17 protein-coding genes are annotated in these 15,550 nt (G+C 66.7%); 10 read left to right on the top strand and 7 right to left on the bottom strand.

What is annotated here, in order from left to right:
* Position 1 precedes the first annotated feature (1 nt).
* The gene (locus tag EDD25_RS05110; RefSeq protein ID WP_134172328.1) at positions 2–1,558 is read left to right on the top strand and encodes an IS1182 family transposase; all 1,557 of its coding nucleotides are present in this window, start codon (positions 2–4) and stop codon (positions 1,556–1,558) included.
* 187 nt (positions 1,559–1,745) lie between these two features.
* Here EDD25_RS05110 and EDD25_RS05105 read toward each other — a convergent pair whose 3' ends face one another.
* Entirely contained in the window at positions 1,746–1,958 is a 213-nt protein-coding gene (locus tag EDD25_RS05105) for a hypothetical protein (RefSeq protein ID WP_134172327.1), read from the bottom strand.
* Positions 1,959–2,043: 85 nt separating this feature from the next.
* Between EDD25_RS05105 and EDD25_RS05100 the strand changes: the two genes are divergently transcribed.
* From EDD25_RS05100 to EDD25_RS05080, 5 genes are all read left to right on the top strand, one after another.
* Entirely contained in the window at positions 2,044–2,928 is an 885-nt protein-coding gene (locus EDD25_RS05100; protein ID WP_134172326.1) for a phosphatase PAP2 family protein, read from the top strand.
* Positions 2,929–2,989: 61 nt separating this feature from the next.
* Positions 2,990–4,243, top strand: a complete 1,254-nt coding sequence (locus EDD25_RS05095; protein ID WP_134172325.1) for a type III polyketide synthase — start codon at positions 2,990–2,992, stop codon at positions 4,241–4,243.
* Between the two features lie 8 nt (positions 4,244–4,251).
* The gene (locus EDD25_RS05090) at positions 4,252–5,013 is read left to right on the top strand and encodes a methyltransferase domain-containing protein (protein WP_134172324.1); all 762 of its coding nucleotides are present in this window, start codon (positions 4,252–4,254) and stop codon (positions 5,011–5,013) included.
* Positions 5,006–6,133, top strand: a complete 1,128-nt coding sequence (locus EDD25_RS05085) for an FAD-dependent oxidoreductase (protein WP_134172323.1) — start codon at positions 5,006–5,008, stop codon at positions 6,131–6,133. Before EDD25_RS05090 ends, EDD25_RS05085 begins: the two co-directional genes overlap by 8 nt.
* Positions 6,134–6,150: 17 nt before the next feature.
* Positions 6,151–7,701 carry a DUF7059 domain-containing protein gene (locus EDD25_RS05080; RefSeq protein WP_134172322.1) on the top strand — a complete coding sequence of 517 codons (1,551 nt, stop codon included), beginning with the start codon at positions 6,151–6,153 and terminating at the stop codon, positions 7,699–7,701.
* Between the two features lie 191 nt (positions 7,702–7,892).
* Here EDD25_RS05080 and EDD25_RS17430 read toward each other — a convergent pair whose 3' ends face one another.
* Positions 7,893–8,060, bottom strand: a complete 168-nt coding sequence (locus EDD25_RS17430; RefSeq protein ID WP_166671198.1) for a hypothetical protein — start codon at positions 8,058–8,060, stop codon at positions 7,893–7,895.
* Here EDD25_RS17430 and EDD25_RS05075 point away from each other — a divergent pair.
* A complete protein-coding gene (locus EDD25_RS05075; protein ID WP_166671197.1) occupies positions 8,059–9,318 on the top strand; it encodes a flavin monoamine oxidase family protein in 1,260 nt (419 codons plus the stop codon). The genes EDD25_RS17430 and EDD25_RS05075 overlap by 2 nt on opposite strands.
* A 54-nt stretch (positions 9,319–9,372) precedes the next feature.
* Here EDD25_RS05075 and EDD25_RS05070 read toward each other — a convergent pair whose 3' ends face one another.
* Positions 9,373–10,113 (bottom strand): Pr6Pr family membrane protein, encoded by a 741-nt coding sequence (locus EDD25_RS05070; RefSeq protein WP_134172320.1) that lies wholly within the window; start codon positions 10,111–10,113, stop codon positions 9,373–9,375.
* A gap of 100 nt (positions 10,114–10,213) precedes the next feature.
* Entirely contained in the window at positions 10,214–10,483 is a 270-nt protein-coding gene (locus tag EDD25_RS05065; protein WP_241986348.1) for an acylphosphatase, read from the bottom strand.
* Between the two features lie 94 nt (positions 10,484–10,577).
* Between EDD25_RS05065 and rraA the strand changes: the two genes are divergently transcribed.
* Positions 10,578–11,045, top strand: a complete 468-nt coding sequence (gene rraA / locus EDD25_RS05060) for a ribonuclease E activity regulator RraA (RefSeq protein ID WP_134172318.1) — start codon at positions 10,578–10,580, stop codon at positions 11,043–11,045.
* A gap of 164 nt (positions 11,046–11,209) precedes the next feature.
* The gene (locus tag EDD25_RS05055) at positions 11,210–12,043 is read left to right on the top strand and encodes a nuclease-related domain-containing protein (protein ID WP_166671196.1); all 834 of its coding nucleotides are present in this window, start codon (positions 11,210–11,212) and stop codon (positions 12,041–12,043) included.
* Between the two features lie 19 nt (positions 12,044–12,062).
* Here EDD25_RS05055 and EDD25_RS05050 read toward each other — a convergent pair whose 3' ends face one another.
* Both EDD25_RS05050 and EDD25_RS05045 read right to left on the bottom strand, forming a co-directional pair.
* The gene (locus EDD25_RS05050; protein ID WP_166671195.1) at positions 12,063–12,854 is read right to left on the bottom strand and encodes a metal-dependent hydrolase; all 792 of its coding nucleotides are present in this window, start codon (positions 12,852–12,854) and stop codon (positions 12,063–12,065) included.
* 115 nt (positions 12,855–12,969) lie between these two features.
* Complete coding sequence (locus EDD25_RS05045) at positions 12,970–13,464, bottom strand: universal stress protein (RefSeq protein WP_134172315.1); 495 nt, start codon at positions 13,462–13,464, stop codon at positions 12,970–12,972.
* 325 nt (positions 13,465–13,789) lie between these two features.
* On the opposite strand from EDD25_RS05045, the gene EDD25_RS05040 reads away from it, so the two are divergent.
* Positions 13,790–14,422, top strand: a complete 633-nt coding sequence (locus tag EDD25_RS05040; protein WP_134172314.1) for a nuclease-related domain-containing protein — start codon at positions 13,790–13,792, stop codon at positions 14,420–14,422.
* 62 nt (positions 14,423–14,484) lie between these two features.
* Here the strand turns inward: EDD25_RS05040 and EDD25_RS05035 are convergent, their stop codons facing one another.
* Positions 14,485–15,525: a GmrSD restriction endonuclease domain-containing protein gene (locus tag EDD25_RS05035; protein WP_134172313.1), complete on the bottom strand. Its 1,041-nt coding sequence runs from the start codon at positions 15,523–15,525 to the stop codon at positions 14,485–14,487.
* Positions 15,526–15,550: the final 25 nt, after the last annotated feature.

Raw genomic sequence — 15,550 nt, 5'->3', positions numbered from 1 at the left:
CATGCAGGGTCGTGATGATGGTCAACGTCAGCTTTTGGATGTCGAGTCGATGGCGGGGCATATGCTTCCAGCGGGTTCCGTGTTCAAGTTCCTCGCCGATCATCGGCACGAGTTGTTCCCCGATGACGCGTTCGAGGATTTGTTTCCGTCCGGTCGGGGGCGCCCGTCCACTCCAGTTGATGTGATCGCGTCGGTGATGGTGTTGCAGACGTTGCATAGCCTCTCGGATCGGGAAACGGCCGAGGCGGTCACGTTCGACTTGCGGTGGAAAGCGGCCTGCGGGTTCGCGTTGACGGACGCGTCGTTTCATCCGACGGTCCTCACGTATTGGCGCCGCCGCCTCGCGAACAGCACGCGCCCCCACCGTATTTTTGAGGCAGTGACCGAGGTTATCGAGCAGTCCGGGGCGTTATCGGGTCGGAAGCGACGCGCGTTGGACTCCACAATTTTGGAGGACGCTGTCGCGCGTCAGGACACCGTCACACAGCTCGTTGCGCAGATCCGCCGGGTGGGCCGGGAGATTCCCGGCGCGGATGTGCTCGTGTCCGCGTTGACCGGTCACGATTACGCGAAGCCAGGGAAACCGGATATCGCGTGGGATGACCGAGCCGCTCGCGACGACCTCGTGTCCGCGCTCGTCACCGATGCCCTGTCCTTGCTGGCCGGCATTGACCCGACGGTTCTCACCGACGCGCAGCAGGAAACCGTCGCCCTGCTCGCGTTGGTCGCCGGGCAGGACGTTGAGCCGGCAGACGGGTCGCATGAAACGGAGGGGCGGTGGAAAATTGCACGGCGGGTCGCCCCGGACCGGGTCATTTCCACCGTTGATCCTGATGCCCGTCACGCGCACAAGAGCCGGCAGAAGAAAGTCGACGGCTTCAAAAGCCACATCATCATCGAACCGGACACGGGCCTGGTGACCGCGGCGATCCTGACCAAGGCGGCTGGTTTGGCCAACAGCGACGCGGCCCGCGGCATGGAACTAGTCACCAAAGACACGAGCATCGGCGCCCAGAACGTCGATGTTCTGGGCGATTCTGCTTATGGCAGTGGTGAGCTTCTCGCCGCGATCACCGCCGCCGGTCACACCGCGATCATCAAACCACCGCCGCTGGGACGGGCGATTCCCGGCGGCTTCACCGTCGATGATTTCACTATCGACGAGACCACGAACACGGTCACCTGCCCAGCGGGTCAGACCCGCCCACTCAGTGCTGCGGGGCGCGCAAGTTTTGGTAGTTCCTGCGCCACCTGCCCCCTCATGAAGCAGTGCACGACGGCGAAGAGCGGCAAGAAAATGCTGCTCCGTGAGCATGACGCCATCCGCCGGGAGCACCGTGTCCGGGCTCAGGATCCGCTCTTCCAAGCCGATTATCGACAACACCGGCCGATGGTTGAACGCTCCATCGCCTGGATGACACGCAAGTCCCGCCGCGTCCCTTACCGAGGCGTCGTGAAGAACAACGCGTGGTGGGTGAATCGGGCGGCCGGAATCAACCTTAAACGGCTCCTGAACCTCGGCCTCACCCGCCAGAGCGGGATCTGGGCCATGGGATAACACCCCGGAAGACGGCCACCCACGGCCGCCGGCCGCAGACGGCCATCAGAGACCGCAACCGCCCCGCACGCGAAGATCAACACCACCACAAAAACGAGAAATGAGAGGCGTCACCATGAAATACACAGGCCAAAAATCGCTCTCACGACTCGCCAGGCCTCCCCACAACCCCTAAATCAGCAGCGTCCTAGGGGTGGGTGAATGCCGACCAGCCTCCGGGGAGATGAGGATCATCGTCGTGCTTGTCCGGTTTCGGGTGGCTCGCCTCGCTGGACTCAGCGCGGCGGCGTTCAGACTCGAAGTCGCCTTCCAGGTCAGTGAATCCACTGTTGTCGCCTACCGCCCGGCGCGTGGGGCGTGGCTGCTCGGACTTCTTGTTGCGCCAATGAAACTTAAACATATTCGAGAAAATACGCCGGAGCAGGCGAAAGTCAAGTGGTTGACTGTGACACGAACTGGTTTTCGATGTATCTGGGGCGGCGATTATGGCATGCTGGATCGTGCGCTCCCCCCTTCCCTCCGAGTCGGCTCGATATCTCGGTGGTGCAGCGCTCGTGGCGTTGGCGTTCATCGCCCTTTATTTCTTCTTCGTTGCCTCGCACGCCGGGCAGAGTGCTGATCAGCTCGCGTACGACGGCGCGCAATTCGGACACCGCAGCGTGACGCCGTTCACCCGCGGTTTGCTCGACTCGGTGCCCTCCGTCGCAGTGGTACTCGCCTTCCTCGTTACGGGCCTGATCGCCGTGCTGCGTCGCAACTGGCGCACCCTCGTCGTGGCACTCGGGGTGGCCGCCGCCGCTGTGCTGTCGGCGCAGCTGCTCAAGCACGGTTTACTCGACCGACCAGATCTCGGAGTATCGGGGTACGCGGGCAACTCCTTCCCCTCGGGGCACACGACTGTGGCCGCAGCGTCCGCGCTGGTGGTCTTTCTCGTGGCCAGCCCGCGCCTGCGGCCGATCCTGGCCGTGGCCGGTACCGCATTCGCCGTGCTCGCCGGCGCAGCGACCCTCGCCAACCAATGGCATCGGCCGAGCGACGTCATCGCGTCGCTGCTCGTGGTGGCGTTCTGGGGTTGTGTGGGTGGGGCGGTGCTCGCGTGGCCTCGAAGCGGAGCCGGGACGAGAGCGCCGGTGAACGTGCAGACGACTCGCCTGGCACTGCCCCGGGCATCCACGTTCACGCGACTCTTGCGTGTATCGCTCGTGCCCTTCGCAGCCGTGGCCGGGATCGCGCTCGCCGCAACGTTCGTGTTTGAATTCCGGGAGTCGGTCGACCTGTTCGTGGCCTACGTCGGCGGCGTCACCGCGATTGTGACGGCGGGGCTCACGCTGGCCCTCACAGGGATTCGGTTGTTCTCCCGCCTGCCCTGACCCGGGCCATTCGTGGCGATAAAAGTCCAGCGAAAATCGGGAGTGCATGCCACACTGTCGTATGGCCGTCACGCTGAGATCGCTCCAGACTGCAGTTCCGCCCACCGTGCTGTACCAGGAGCAGGTTCGCGACGTGTTCGCGGCCCAGCCAGGACTGAGTCGACTCGGCCAACGCCTCGTCAACACCTCCTTCAACGTGTCGGGAATCGACACCCGCCATACGGTCATTGAGGAGCTCAACCTTGATGCCGACGGTGCGAGTGCGCAGTTCTTCGATCCGGTGGAGCGACGATTGCTTGTTCCCGGCACGCGCGTGCGCAACGAGCTCTACATCGTGGAGGCCACCAAATTGTTCGTGGAAGCCGGTCGCCGTGCCCTCGAGTCATGTCCTGGGGTTGAGGCCTCCGACATCACGCACGTTGTCACTGTCTCCTGCACCGGATTCTTCGCCCCAGGGCCCGACTACATGCTTGTGCGTGAGCTGGGGCTAAGCCCCGCCACCCAGCGGTATCACCTGGGTTTCATGGGCTGCTACGCCGCAATGCCGGCGCTGCGCACCGCCAAACAATTCGTGGAGGCCGACCCCGAAGCGGTCGTGCTCGTCGTGAGCGCCGAGCTCTGCTCCCTGCATCTGCGCACGTCCAACGACCCCGACACGATCGTGGCCTCCTCGCTCTTCTCCGATGGGGCCGCCGCGGGAATCGTGAGTGCTCGAGCGCCGTACCCGGGGGAGAAGGCGCTCGATCTCGACGTCTTCGAGACGGTGATCACGCCGATCGGCGAGGGGGACATGGCGTGGAAAATCGGTGATGAGGGCTTTGAAATGGTGCTCAGCACGTACGTGCCGCACATCATCGACGAGCACATCGAGAGCGCGCTCGCACCGCTCATGGCGCGTGACTCGGCGCTCAGCTCACTGCTCACCGACGATGGTCTCGGTTTCACGGCCCTCACCGCGGCGCTCGTGCCCGACGAATCCAGGGATGCTGCCAGCCGGGAGCCCGCCTCCGCCGGCTCGGTCGCCACCCTTCTGGCCCCCGCCCCGAGCGAGGCCATCGCGCACTGGGCCATCCACCCGGGCGGGCGCAGCATCCTGGACAAGACAGAGGCGAAGCTCCGACTGAGTGAAGCGCAACTGCGCCCCTCCCGCGAGACGCTGCGGGCTCACGGGAACATGAGCAGCGCCACCGTCCTGTTCGTGATGAAGGCCATTCTCGACGAGCCGACGAGCGCACACGGCGAACGCCTCTGCGCCATGGCGTTCGGGCCGGGGCTCACGGTCGAGTCGGCACTCATGACCGTCAGCGTGGGGTGAGCGTGCTCATGCCCTCGCTCCGCGGGCGAGCGGATGACGCGGTCGAGATCATGGACGGCCCCTGCGACCCCGACATGCTGACGCGAACCTACGCAGACTTTCGTCTGGTCAACGCCGTGGTGTCGGGCTGGGGCGCGATATACCGCCGCGATATTCGGCCGTTCCTGTCGACCACGCGGCTCACGACCCTGCTCGATATTGGCTCCGGCGGCGGGGACGTGTCGCGGGCACTCGCCCGGTGGGCGGTGCGGGACGGCCTGCGCCTCGATGTCACGGGCATTGACCCGGATGCCCGTGCGCACGCGTTCTGCCTCGCTCAGCCGGTGCAGCAGGGACTCACGTTCCGTCGCGCCTACAGTTCAGAACTCGTGAGCGAAGGGGCACGGTTTGACTTCGTCGTGTCGAACCACATGCTGCATCACCTGGGCGCGGCCGCGCTGGGGGCGCTGCTCGTGGACTCGGAGCGGCTCGCCGCCCAGCGTGTGTTGCATGCCGATATCGAGCGCAGCCACCTGGCCTATCTGGGTTTCTCCGTCGGAACGTGGCCGTTCTTTCGTCGCTCCTACATCCGCCCGGACGGACTCACCTCCATTCGACGCAGTTTCACCGCGCGAGAGTTGACCGCGGTCGCGCCGCCCGGCTGGCGGGTGGTACGCGGGCGTCCCTCCCGCCTCCTGCTCGAGTGGGCCGCACCGGCTTCACGGGGCACCACCCGGCGCCGGGCAGGGGCATCCGCTTCGGCGCGAGGAGCGGGCGGCTTCCGTGCGTGACGTGGTGATCGTGGGCGGAGGCCCGGTGGGCACGATGCTGGCCTGCGTGCTCGCGGTGCGCGGACTCGATGTGCAGGTGCTGGAGCGGCGCACCGAGCCGTCGATGCGGTCGCGAGCGATCGGCATCCACCCGCCGCTGCTGCGCGTACTCGAGGACATCGGCGTGGGGGGAGCGGTCGTGAGCCGCGGCACGCACGTGCAGGAGGGCAGCGTGCGCTGTGACGGCCTGGACCTGGGGCGCCTGTCCTTTGCGGACCTACCCACCCGCTACCCGTTCATCGTCACGCTGCCGCAGTACGACACCGAGTTTCTGTTGCGCGCTCGCTTTGAGCAGCTGCGCCCCGGCTGCTCGCGCGGCGGCGTCACGGTGACCGGGATTCGTGAACACCCAGACCACGTGGAGGTACTCACCGAAACGGGCGAGAGCGTTCCCGCACGTTTCGTGGTCGCGGCCGACGGTGCCACGAGCCGGGTTCGGGATGTGATGCGCATCGGCTGGACGTCCCTCGGCCGCCGTGAAACCTATGTGATGGGCGACTATGCCGATACGGGAGCCCTGGGCGACACCGCCATGCTCTTCTTCGAACGCGGGGGAGTGGTGGAGTCCTTCCCCTTACCCGGCGGGCGCCGCCGGTGGGTGGCGATGACCGACTTTCTCGCGACGGAGGCCACGAGCGGCGACCTGGCCGGGATCATCCGTCACCGCACGGGCGTCGAGGTTGGTGACCCTCGCGGCGTGGCAAGCGCGTTCGCGGTGCAGCAGCACCTGGCCTCTCGCCTGTCGGCCGGGCGGGTAGCATTCGTGGGCGACGCCGGCCACCAGATCAGCCCCATCGGTGGGCAGGGCATGAACCTGGGGTGGCTCGACGCCGTGGCCCTGGCCCCGGCCATCGAGCGGGGTCTCGCCGAGCCGCGGGAAGCGGTATCCGCTCTGGCGGTCTACGGTCGGCGGAGGCGACGTGCCGCGGTCATGGCTGCGCGGCAGGCCGGGTTCAACATGAACATGGGCCGCCCGGCCACCGGACTGCGACTCGGCGCGCGCAACGCGCTCGTGCGCGCCCTGGCGCAGCCGCCCGCCAACGCCCTTCTGGCGAGGGCCTTCACCATGCGGTGGTTGTAGTCGGGTTTAATGGACGAGTGACTTCCGCTCTGATTGACCTGCTCCGCGCCGACCTGACCGCCGCCCACTATTCGGTGAGTGCGCTCACCGGGCTGTGGGGAATCCAGGCGGATGCCGCGCTGCGCCGTAACCAGCAGGTGCCGGCCCGCCGGGCCCTCGTCGCTCTGCGCGAACGTCTCTCCCGCCCCGAACCCACCGCGACGCTCGCCCAACTGTTCGTGCTGGGCCTGCCCGTGTCTGCCGACGACCTGCGTGCGGCGTTGCCGTCGCTCGGTGTCGCGGGAGCGATGGAGCTGGGGCTCGTGGCGGAGCACGCAGGGGAAGTGCGCCCCCTCGTTGAGCTCCGGCCGTACTCGTTCCTTGATGCGGCCGGTGCCGGCAGCTGGTGGATCGTTTCCGACCTGGGCGAGCTCGCGCTCGGTCACCCGCTCGGCGAAAACCACGTGCTCGGGGTGGGAGGGGCCTCGCGCACGCTGAGCTCGCTCATCATGCCGATCCAGGTGGAGTCCGTGCTCGACCTGGGCACCGGCTGTGGCATCCAGGCCCTGCACGCGGCGCGGCAGGCATCGCGGGTCGTGGCGACCGATATCTCCCCGCGCGCCCTCGAACTTGCGGCGCTCAACGCCCGGCTCAACGATGTCAACAACATTGAGTTTCGGCTGGGGAGCCTCTTCGACCCCGTCGCGGGCGAGCGTTTCGACCACATCATCTCCAACCCACCGTTCGTGATCACTCCGCGAACTCCCGGCGTACCCAGCTATGAGTACCGCGATGGGGGAATGGTCGGCGACGCGCTCGTGGAGGCCGTGGTGCGCGGCACCGCGGAGCACCTCAACCCCGATGGTGTGGCGCAGCTCCTCGGCAACTGGGAGTATCGAGCCGACGACGACGCGTTCGACCGGCTGGCCTCCTGGCTCACCTCGAACACCCCCGGCTCGCTGGGCGAAACGCCCGAGCTCGACGCGTGGATCATTGAGCGGGAGGTGCAGCAGCCCACGGAATACGCCGAAACGTGGATCCGCGACGGCGGTACCCGCCCGGACACCCCCGACTTCGACCGGCTGTACGCGGCGTGGCTCGACGACTTCGAGGCGCGCGACGTACGCCAGGTGGGCTTCGGCTACCTGATGCTGCGCCGGCCGGTGACCGGCGCGCCCACCCTGCATCGGTTTGAGCGTCTGCCGGAGGCCCTCGGCCACAATGCGGCGGAAATCGGCGCGCATCTGGCGGATTGCCTCGCCGCCCATGACTGGCAGGCCGCGACGGATGACGCCGCGCTCCTGAGCGCGACGCTCACCGTGGCATCCGATGTGACCGAGGAACGCCACTACTGGCCTGGTCAGGATGACCCGACCCTGTTGACGCTGCATCAGGGCGGAGGGTTCGGCCGCTCGGTGCCGCTGAGCACCGCGCTCGCCGGGCTCGTGGGCGCATGCGACGGTGAGCTGAGCATCGGCGCGATCGTGGGTGCGCTCGCGCAACTGCTGAGCGTCGACGAGGCTGCGCTTCGGTCCGAGCTGCTTCCGCAGATGCGCGAGCTCGTCTCTGACGGATTCCTTGAGTTGTAAGACCGGTCTTTGTCACGACACGCCGTGCGGGGCGGATGTCCAACACGGCGTGTCTCAGAAACCCCGGTTTTGCGGAGGGCGGGGTTGTCAAGAACGGATGCTGGAATCCGCCCTGTTCGACCCCGGGGAATCTCGTGCACTGGGGTAGTTTGGTCGTATGAATGGCGCAGGGTCGGCAACGTGCAGAATGCTCACAACCGAGACGTTCGCACGGTGATGAAACGTCGCCAGTTTTTGATCGGCACGGCGTCAGGGCTTTCGGTGTTGGTGCTCGCGGCCTGCGGTTCGCCGTCACCGCAGCCCACGAAGGTACCGGTGCCAACGGGAGCACCCTCTGTGGTGCCGAAACCGCAGGCCATGCAGCGCTCCTCATGGTCAATCGACCCGTTTGCGCGTGGCTCGTTCAGTTTTCCCGCCGTGGGTGCATCGCCGGAACATCGTGCGGCGCTCGCCGAACCCGTACTCGGTCGGATGTTCTTTGCCGGGGAAGCCACGGCGGCCACGGAACCGGGTACGGTTAATGGCGCCCGCGAGTCGGGACTCCGTGCAGCCACCCAGCTGCAGGCCGTTGGTCGAACGAACGAGCGCATCATCGTTGTTGGCGCTGGCATCGCGGGCCTCGCCGCCGCAACCCAACTCCGCGAGGCGGGTTACGACGTCACCGTCGTCGAGGCGCGCGAACGGGTGGGTGGGCGTATCGACACGATCACCAAGGGCTGGCCGAACCCGATTGAACTCGGACCCTCGTTCGTGCATAACAGCACCGAGAACACCCTCGACGATGAGTTCGCGACCCTCGGTGTGAGCACCCTCCCCTTCCCGCGCGTGCCACAGGCACGCACCCGGGCTCGTGAGGTCGTGCCGCTGTCGCCCCTCGGCGCCGAGGCCGTGGCCGAGGCCCTCGCCTGGGCGGCGACTCAGCCGCAGGACGTGTCGGTGGAGCGTGCGTTCGTGGACTCGGGGGAGTCCAGGCTCTCTGACGCGCTCAATGCGCAGGGCCTGTCTGATGCCGATTGGCTCGAATATGAGATCAGCACCCGGCTCAAAATGACCTCCGGTGCGCTCCTGAGCGAGCAGTCCGCCTGGTATACCCCCGCGGAGCCCCTGGCCGATGACGACCTCATCGTCGTGGGCGGCTACGCCAACCTGCTCACGAGTGACGCCGCCGCCCTCGACGTGACGATGGCGAGCGTGGTCACGCGCATCGCCTACGACGACGAGGGCGTCAGCCTGCGCCTCGGGGCCGGTGAAGCGCTCTCCGCGGACCGCGTGATCGTCACCGTTCCGCTGGGAGTGTTGAAGGATGAGGCCGTGGAGTTTTCTCCCGAGCTGCCGTTCGCCCATCGCAGTGCGATTGCGGCGATTGGCGTTGGCGTCCTCGACAAGGTGTGGCTGCGCTTCGATGAGCCGTTCTGGGACACCGAGGCCCCGCTGTGGACCGTGGTGGGCACGGATTCCGACTTCCCGGTCTGGGTGAACATGCTGCCGATCACGGGAGAACCCGTGTTGATGGGCATGATCGCCGCCGAAAACGCCCTGCGCCTCGCCGAGGCGAGCGACGAGGTGTTCCTCACTGCGGCGATGCATTCGCTCGAGCCGTTCCGGGCCGCGACGTAGCCTCCCGGGGTGGCCTTCGGTGAAGCCGTTCCGCCGAGGTGCAGCCCCCCTGGTTCAGGTGCCCGTGCGGCTCCGTTTCAGATGGCGTTTGTGCTGCCCGGCCGAGGGGCGGGGCGCCGGGCTTGACGTCGGTTGCGCGTGCGGATGTGTCAGGGACATCGACGTGGTGCCGGTCCGCGGCTTCCACTTGATGCGGGTCGCGGTGACGAGGATTGCCGCGATTCCCGTGATGATGACGACAATCAGGGCGCAGTACAACACCGTCTCGGTGGGGCCGCTCACCTGTCGCGCGTCGAGGAAAAAGTAGGGGTACCAGCCCAAAATATCACCGCGGATGAGGGTGCCTACGAGCCAGATAACGGGGAACACGATCACCCACGCAAGATATCGCCACGGCACCCGGGCCTTATACGGGTCCACGATCCAGTCGATGAGCACGAAGGCCGGGATCCAGAAGTGCAGGATCTGGCTTGACCAGGGTACCGCGATCGAATAGTTGACGCTGGCCGCCTGCCACACGATGATGGCATAGACCACCCCGGACACGAGGATGTACGTGGTGATCATGACGCGGGCCATGTCCAGCCAGGCCGGATCCCGGGGGCGGCGCAGCGCAATGGTGGCGGCGGTGACCAGAACGATCACGGTGGTCATCGCGCTCAGCACGGTGAAGTACGCGAAGAAGTTGCCGATGGCAAAACTCGCCACGCTCAGCGTGTACATGAAATAGCCCGTCAGGGACACGAGTTCGACGGTCGCCAAGAGAAGTCGGGCAACGCCGAACGTTCTGCGCACCGCATCTCCCCTCGACAAGAAAAGTGCTTACTCGCCCACGGCGACGTGACAACGCTACGCCAGCTTTCGTCATCCGGCAGCGCGCGGGCCGTGTCGGAGATCAGTGCGCCACGCGAAATGTCTTCTCGCCCGTCGCTGGGACATCGACAACCGTCACGTTATCCACCACCGCCGACCTTGGACCAGCATGTAACCAGGCGACCATGGCGTCGATGGCCGCCGGCAATCCCTCGATTTCTGCCTCGACGTTGCCGTTCGCGAGGTTTCGAACGGTGCCGTGCACGCCGAGGTCGCGCGCCTGTTCCGCCGTGTAGTAGCGAAATCCGACACCCTGTACCTGCCCACTCACCGTCACGCGTCGTCGAATCACGCAATCAGTGTGCACCACCGTGTCCGCTCGCGCCACTGCGGTGGCCGTACTCTGGAGGAACCGAGCACGTGCCACACTCTTTCGGAGGATTTCCATGACGCTGTTAACCGCTGATCTCTATGATGAGTACGAAGAAGTTCTCCAGTCCGTTCCGCTGCAGTTTCAAACGCTCGGTGGCCGCGCCCGCTTCAGCGGTCCCATCCGCACGGTGGCATGCTTCGAGGACAACGCTCTGGTCAAATCGATCCTGGCCACCCCTGGCGAGGGCTCCGTGCTCGTGATTGACGGGGCCGGGTCACTCAATTCCGCGCTCATGGGCGACATGATCGCCGAATCCGCCGTGGCCAACGGGTGGGCCGGTGTTGTCATCAACGGCGCGATCCGCGATCGCGTCGCCATCTCGGGTCTCGATCTCGGGGTCAAAGCGCTGGGCAGTAACCCGCGCAAGAGTTCGAAGACAGGAAGCGGCGAAGCGGACGCCGTCGTCACGTTCGCCGGGGTGACGTTCACGCCCGGGCGCACGATCTACTGCGACGAAGACGGGATTCTCGTCGAGCGCTGAGAACTCGGTTCAGCGCGGGCGCCCTCATCGTTTTCGTGGCCGGGATGCCCGCTTCGTGACCGCCCTGATCGGCGCGGGCGCAACACATCGATCGTTCCAGTGCCCCTTCTGGGGCATTGGGGACGCCGCCTGCCCTCGCTACCGTTTCTCGAGGAGGATTTTCCGTGACAGTCGAACCGCCCCCCCTGCGTGCTCGACTCGCGGCCCAAACGGTCATCGAAGATCTCTTGGACCAGCGCGTTGTGCCCACCCGTTCACCTCTCGCCCGTCTGCTTGGCCGCTCGCCATTACACGGTGAGAGCCTCGCCGTGTTCCACGGCGCCAAGGACGACATTTCCGTGGCCGCCGCGCTCGCCAGGATTCCCGCCGGCTGGAAGGTTTTCCATTCCCTCCCCGTTGGCAAGGCGCGATCGGAGATCGGGCACCTCGTCGTGGGGCCCAACGGTGTGTTCACGGTCACCATGAGGAATGCGCGCGGTCAGAATATCTGGGTCTTCAAGCGGTTGCTGCTCGTGGCGGGGCGTAGTGTCTCCTACCTGCGCGACGCCGAACTTGAGGCGGAACGCGCCACCCGCGTGTTGCGAAAACGGATGCCGCAGCACCACGCCGTGCGGCCGGTCATCGCCCTGGTGAACCCGCGTGAAGTCGTCATTCGCGAGAAGCCCTCAGAGGTGAAGGTGCTCAACTCGCGTCACTTGAATGCGTGGCTGGTGCGGCAGCCACCCGTGCTCAACGACCGTGAGCTCGTCGAGATCATGACCATCGTTGATGACCCGAAGACGTGGGGAGCTGCGCCGCAGGTGAACGCGCAGGAGGTGATGGCGCGATTCGCCGCACTCGACGGCGACGTGAGCATCTCACGTCGTCGGAGGCTGTGGTGGACCTCGTGGGCCACGGTCCTGGTGATCGCCATGGTGGGGGTCGAAGCCGTCGTCGTGCTGAACGTGGTCACCGCGATGCTTGCCGACATCGGCATGCAGCATCCCGCAGGCCTGTGATGCAGGGCGTCGCGCAGGGTCACCACCCGAAGAGTGCCGGCAGGCTGGTGCTGCCCCTGGCTGCGGCCAGCGCGGCGAAGAGCATGCCGTAGACCACGTATGCCGTCAGCGGCAGGAGCAACACCCACTCCCGGAACGAGCCAGCGTTTCCGAGAACGGGCAGGGCCATGTAGCCGCCGGAGGTCCAGATGTGCCGGAGGGGAGTCCTGCGCCACAGCGGGGGCGGCTTGGGTCGCCACGGCCACAGCAGGGGAAGCCCGCCGGTCGTCAGGAAATCGCCCAGCAGGTGAACGGCGTAGCCGAGTGCTACACAGACCACGAACCACGCCTGCTGCTCGGGAGCATACAGCGCGATGAATGCCGCCACCGCCAGTCCGATGAGCCAGGCAAGAGCCCACCGTTTGGCGAGGCGCAATGCCTTCGCGGCGAATGCCACGGTCATTGCCGTCATCACCGCCGGACCCACACTGATCGGCTCGGCCCATCCGGTCGGCTGCCACACGAGAAGTCCGAGCCCGGTCGCGAGGATCCAGACGCAGGCGATGGCAAGCAGGCTGTGCAGCCCGTGGCGATGACCGCCAGAGGCGCGGGAGATGCTTGAGGTGACGAATTTTCCCACCACGGGGACCGAATTGGAGATCGTGGCCGATCCGTGGTCGGCATCGGGTAGGAGAGCTGCCCCCGCGCACAGGAGAGTGCCGGCAAGCGCGCCGGTTGGGGTCACGGGGAACAGCCCCAGCCCATGCCCCGCGGTCGCGGTCACGGCGATCCAGGCGGCGGCACCGGTCACGGCGTGATGTGCACCCATCATGAGCGAGGCCTCCATTCGAGTGAGGGCCGGGCGAATCCCGACCGCTCACCACTGTAGGCGCCACCCCCGACATGGCCGTTGCGGTTCTGCTGGCGGGCGGGTTCTGCACGCTCACTCAGCTGTGGGGACGCACCACGAGCACCGGGCACGCCGCGTGGCGCACGCACTGGTCGCTCACGGAGCCGAGCAGCATGCCCGCGAAGCCGCCGTGCCCCCGGGAGCCAACCACCAGCATCCGTGCGGTGCGCGAAACTTCGATGAGACCCTTGGCCGCGCCCGAGTGGAGGACCCGGTAGCCGACCGAGACATCGGAGAACTTTTTGATCTGCGCCTCGACGTCGTGCACGAGCCCGTCGTGCACCGCGGTGGAATACTCGGCGAATGAGGACACGTAGCCGAATTCCCAGTCGGCGGGGCGGGGGGCCGTGTCGATGGTCCACGTGCGGACGACGACGACGGGAGCCGTGAGCTGTACGGCAAGTTCGAGTGCTTCGGTGAGCGCGCGATCCGAGCAGTTGGAGCCATCGTGACCGACGACGATGCTGCCGGCGGGAACGGCTGCCGTCGCGGCTGCCGGGTCAGTGTTTCCGAGAGTGTCTTCGGTGTTCATGTATTGCTCCTTGTGTGGTGGGCGTGTGCGGACGACTCTGTCTCCGTACCATTGTGGTGCCTGTTTGGCCGACGCCTAGCCCCCCGCCAGAACGGGGCCGCCCGGCGTACCTCGCTCGGCGGCCCCGTGGGCTGGTGCAGACCGGGGCCCGACGTCCACTGCTCGCTGAGCTGCCGAAGGCACTCTCGGCACGGTCACCGCCCCGCAGCCCGTTTTTGGCGGCTTTCGACCCGAAATTTGCGTTGTTCACCGCACGTCCTCCGCTGTGGGGTATTGCTTTTTGCCGCCGAAATGGCATGATATGAAACCCGGCGAGGAGTACACCATGACTCATGCATCCTCAGTAAGGCGTCGTCACCCGGCGCTGATCACAACCGAGCAGCGCCCGCGCACGTCACCCGTGCCCGAGCCGCAACAGCCCCCACGCCCGTCGCGCTACGTCGCCGCGCAGGGGGAATTGGCGCTTGCGACTCTTCTCCAGGAGCCACCGAACGACTGGGCCGTTTTCGACTCAGATTCGGCGAGCCCCGTCTCTGAGCATCTCGTTGTGGGGCCAGGCGGAATCTTCACCCTGCACACCCTGCGCACCCGGCATTCTGACGGCGAATGGGTATGGGTTGACAGGGGCACCGTTCGGGTGTCCGGTCGCCGCAGGCCCGACGGTCGCGACGCGATCGCGGAGGCGCACCTCGTGACGAGCCTGCTGCGCGCCCGCATTCCGCTCCGCGCACCGGTACGCCCGGTGATCGTGCTCTTCGGCGCCCGGTTCATTTTCGCGCGAGGCAAGCCCGCCGACGTGAAGGTCGTTGATGCGCGTGACCTGCAGGGCTGGTTGCAGGAGCTGCCCTCCGTGCTGCGCCCGATCGAACGCATGGAACTGGCCGCCGTGATCGACAATCCCGTCACCTGGGGTACTCGCCCCTCGATGCGGCACTTCGGCGACCCGACGGCCGCTTGAACGCAGGCATCCGTTTCAGCGAAGCGAATGCGACCGGCCGCGCCGCGCATATGCCGTGCGGGCTACTCGCAGCCGACCCCGTCGCCGTCGCGGTCCAGGTGCCGGGCATAGCCGGCGTCGCCGACGCGCACCGGCGCGGCGCCCGCCACCCGGGCTGCCGTGCAGTTCTTGTAGTACGCGGTGGCGGTGGCGGGGATGGGCGCGGGCGCAACGGGAGCTGCGGGGATGGCCTCTGGCGCGACGGGTGCGAAGGCCGAGGTCGTCGCGCGCTCGCCGGGGCAGTCCGTGAGAACGCGGGTCATGGCCACCTGCTCTGCGGGGGTCACCCACAGCGTGTATGTGGCCTTGACCGAGACCTGCCGGGCAACATAAGCGCAGCGGAATGACTTCTGTGGCGGCAGCCAGGTTGCGGTGTCACCGTCTCCCTTGCTCGAGTTGGTCGGTCCGTCCACCGCCAGGAGGTTGAGCGGGTCGTTGGCGAGCGACACGCGCTGGCCCTGCGTGAGCTGCTGGGCGCCGGTCTGCCAGGCGTTGGAGAGGGCAACGACGTGGTCGATCTGCACGAGCGTGGAGGTGGAGGTGCCGCGCACAAATCCGATGTCCTGGCCGGTGTACGGGCCGGTCAGGGTGCCGGCCATGACACGGCACGATCCGGATGTCACGATGCCCGTGAGGTCACGAGCCAGAATATCGTTGCGGGTGTCGCACCCGTTTCGGTCCACGTCGAGCCAGGCGGAGCCGAAGCTGCCGGTGCGATCGTACCCGGTTTTCGGTGCGCGCCCCTTGACCGCGAGCGTCGCCAGCAGCGCGAGGGCGGTGCTGTCGGTGGCGGTGGAGTCCGTGACGCCGACGGACGCCTCATCGGCGGCGAAGCGGGACGTCTCCGGGTCGAGGGGGGAGGCATCCGTTGGTGTTGGTGTGGGTGTGGGCGTGGGGGTTGGCGTGAGCTGTGGGCTCGTTGCGTTCGGCGTGCTGACGGGGGTGTCCCCGGACGCCGGCGTGAGCGCACCGGCGAGCACAATCCCGCTGAGCGACAACGTTGCCACAAGGATCACCCAGATGCGGGCGGAGTATGGCGGGCGAATTCGTGTTCGGGCGGTCATGGTGCTCCTTTGGCCCGCGCATGCG

Origin of the sequence: Cryobacterium psychrophilum (assembly GCF_004365915.1) — a bacterium.
Taxonomy (GTDB): Bacteria; Actinomycetota; Actinomycetes; order Actinomycetales; family Microbacteriaceae; genus Cryobacterium; species Cryobacterium psychrophilum.
This window is presented reverse-complemented; position numbering and strand designations above follow the sequence as displayed.

Coding starts and splice junctions, on each gene's coding strand:
- EDD25_RS05110 (WP_134172328.1), top strand. CDS start 2: ATGCAGGGTCGTGATGATGGTCAACGTCAGCTTTTGGATGTCGAGTCG.
- EDD25_RS05105 (WP_134172327.1), bottom strand. CDS start 1,958: ATGTTTAAGTTTCATTGGCGCAACAAGAAGTCCGAGCAGCCACGCCCC.
- EDD25_RS05100 (WP_134172326.1), top strand. CDS start 2,044: ATGGCATGCTGGATCGTGCGCTCCCCCCTTCCCTCCGAGTCGGCTCGA.
- EDD25_RS05095 (WP_134172325.1), top strand. CDS start 2,990: ATGGCCGTCACGCTGAGATCGCTCCAGACTGCAGTTCCGCCCACCGTG.
- EDD25_RS05090 (WP_134172324.1), top strand. CDS start 4,252: ATGCCCTCGCTCCGCGGGCGAGCGGATGACGCGGTCGAGATCATGGAC.
- EDD25_RS05075 (WP_166671197.1), top strand. CDS start 8,059: ATGCAGCGCTCCTCATGGTCAATCGACCCGTTTGCGCGTGGCTCGTTC.
- EDD25_RS17430 (WP_166671198.1), bottom strand. CDS start 8,060: ATGGCCTGCGGTTTCGGCACCACAGAGGGTGCTCCCGTTGGCACCGGT.
- rraA (WP_134172318.1), top strand. CDS start 10,578: ATGACGCTGTTAACCGCTGATCTCTATGATGAGTACGAAGAAGTTCTC.
- EDD25_RS05050 (WP_166671195.1), bottom strand. CDS start 12,854: ATGATGGGTGCACATCACGCCGTGACCGGTGCCGCCGCCTGGATCGCC.
- EDD25_RS05045 (WP_134172315.1), bottom strand. CDS start 13,464: ATGAACACCGAAGACACTCTCGGAAACACTGACCCGGCAGCCGCGACG.
- EDD25_RS05040 (WP_134172314.1), top strand. CDS start 13,790: ATGACTCATGCATCCTCAGTAAGGCGTCGTCACCCGGCGCTGATCACA.
- EDD25_RS05035 (WP_134172313.1), bottom strand. CDS start 15,525: ATGACCGCCCGAACACGAATTCGCCCGCCATACTCCGCCCGCATCTGG.